The 2,311-nt window shown below is 45.8% G+C and carries 2 protein-coding genes and 1 pseudogene; 1 reads left to right on the forward strand and 2 read right to left on the reverse strand.

Features of this window, described 5'->3' with window-relative positions:
• Positions 1–583: pseudogene (locus VN105_RS29205) on the forward strand (PHP domain-containing protein); the annotation flags it as partial.
• Here the strand turns inward: VN105_RS29205 and VN105_RS29210 are convergent.
• Positions 580–2,073, reverse strand: a complete 1,494-nt coding sequence (locus tag VN105_RS29210; protein ID WP_325646935.1) for a L,D-transpeptidase family protein — start codon at positions 2,071–2,073, stop codon at positions 580–582. The pseudogene VN105_RS29205 and the gene VN105_RS29210 overlap by 4 nt on opposite strands.
• Entirely contained in the window at positions 2,070–2,216 is a 147-nt protein-coding gene (locus tag VN105_RS29215; protein ID WP_325646937.1) for a hypothetical protein, read from the reverse strand. Before VN105_RS29215 ends, VN105_RS29210 begins: the two co-directional genes overlap by 4 nt.
• Positions 2,217–2,311 lie beyond the last annotated feature (95 nt).

Raw genomic sequence — 2,311 nt, forward strand, 5'->3', positions numbered from 1 at the left:
ATTACAGCCGGAAAAATTTAGCCGGCAGCATCAGGAAATAGACCAGCTCAACAAACAACTTGGTTTTAACTTTATAAAGAAAGGAGTTGAAGCAGATATACTGGAAGATGGCAGCTTAAGCCTTACAAATGAGCAACTGGCTCAATTCGAATGGGTGATTGCTTCTATCCATAGCCGCTTCTCCCACGACAATACCTCCCGGATTATAAAAGCCTGCCAAAACCCTTATGTACATTGCATAGGACATCCCACCGGCCGGCTGATTGGTAAACGGAACCCTTCCCCTGTTAACTGGAATGAGGTTTTTGAAGAAGCTGCCGCTACAGGTACAGCAATGGAAATAAATGCACGCCCTAACCGGCTGGACCTTCATGATGAATTGGTAAAAGCCGCCATAAAAAAAGGCGTAAAACTGGTGATTGATACGGATGCACATACATTGCCGCACTTTGATTTTATGCAACTGGGAGTTTGGGTGGCAAGAAGAGCGGCCTGCAACAAACATAATATCCTGAATACAGGAAACTGGGAAGCAATTGAACAATTTAAAAAGAATAAACTAAAGCTCCTGAAAAAGAGCTAATACTTTTTATAAACGTCTTCATAAAACCTGACTTTCCCTGCAGGATCTGCCCATGCCACATTGTATACCACAAAAACCAGTACAGTTGATCTAATGGGTATCACCACCGGCTTTTGATCCGACCGCGGCCCTTCCTTAATGAGGGTGTCCAGCATTGCGGCACTGGCATTATCCAATAACAAACGTGACAGCATAACTGCGTCTTCCACCCTGATACAACCGTGGCTGAAAAACCGTTGTTTCAGCATAAACAGGCTTTTACCTGGCGTATCGTGGAGATATACGGTAAAGGGACTATAGAAATTCAATTTTATAATGCCCAGGGAGTTATCACAGCCCGTGTTCTGACGGATTACATAAGGAAAATTATTTGTACTGAGAGATTGCCAGTTGATACCCGCGGGATCTGTTATCCTGCCTTTCCGGTCAAGCACTTCAAACTGGTTGTCGTCCAGGTAATGCCTGTCCCGTTTTATATGGGGAAGCAATTCCCTGGTGGCTATCCTGTAAGGCACCATCCAATAGGGATATAACACTACTTCCGTAATGCGGCTTGCCAGGGTCGGTGTAGGTGTGCTTTTCTTGCCGGTAATAACCCTGGAATATAATACCGGCTTATTATCCACAAATAATTCCAGGTCTGTGGAAGGAACATTTACTACTATCATGGTATGGGGCTGATAAGCATTCAACCAGCGAACCTGGTTCAACCCATCTTTTAATTCCCTCTGCCGCACTGTAAATGAGATGTTCAATTCATGTAGGAAGCCGCTGCGCAGCACGCCGTCGTTCAATACGTTAAACATTTCCTGTGCCCTTATAATGCCGTCTCTCAACCCTCCGGCAGCTGTACTGTCGGCTATCCCCAGCTGCTGTAACCTTTTCATCAATGCCGCATTGGTGGTATCCGCCTTTAATGATATTACCGGCGTTTCTGTAAAACCGGTATCGGTGAGTGCATCATAAAAACAGGCGAAAGCCTGTTTAAGCTTCGCGTACGCGGTATCTGCCGGCTCTATCCGTTGAAGAAACAGCTCAAAGCTGTCGGACTGCAGGCTGGCTGCAAGCAAGCCGGGCATCGCGGAATACCTGTCTGTAAGTGTGCCTAATCCATTATATCTTACCAACACGTTATTTACAGGGCCATAGGCAACATCACAAAAGAAATGGAGAGCTTTCATTGTTATTTGCCGGTCGGCCGCTATCATTGCGCTTGAAGGAAAAGTATCCGGGAAATCCGTCGCTATTGCGTATATAAATTGCGCCTGATAATCCCGCTCCTCTAATCCCAGGTATGGGGCCTGCCTGAAAAAACCGGCCAGCACCTGCAAATTATTCTTCTTACCGGGTGTCAGCCACACTATGTCCTGCTGCATTTTGCTGTAAAAAACATTAACAGCGGCTGAATCACCAGGCGAATCCACACCGCGGGCAGTTGTAGAAAGGGAAAGCAACTGCAGGATTACCAGGGGAATAAAGAGCTTCATCATACACTTACCCCGCTCAACTGCCTTACCGCATTAACAATCGGACCCAGGTGTTCCTTTTTTACATCATTGTAATCTTCCATAGATATATCTTCCGCTTCAGCCCCTCCCAATTTGGCTCCCATGGTCAGTAACAGTTTATCCATCCATGAGAGCTTATTGAATTCAAGTTTTCCCGGCAGGAAAAACCGCTGGCATCTGTTTATTAAGGGTTCCGATATATTTGCTGTAAGATAGCCCT

The organism is Chitinophaga sp. (genome assembly GCF_035564935.1).
Lineage (GTDB): Bacteria > Bacteroidota > Bacteroidia > Chitinophagales > Chitinophagaceae > Chitinophaga.

Coding starts and splice junctions, on each gene's coding strand:
- VN105_RS29215 (WP_325646937.1), bottom strand. CDS start 2,216: ATGGATAAACTGTTACTGACCATGGGAGCCAAATTGGGAGGGGCTGAA.
- VN105_RS29210 (WP_325646935.1), bottom strand. CDS start 2,073: ATGATGAAGCTCTTTATTCCCCTGGTAATCCTGCAGTTGCTTTCCCTT.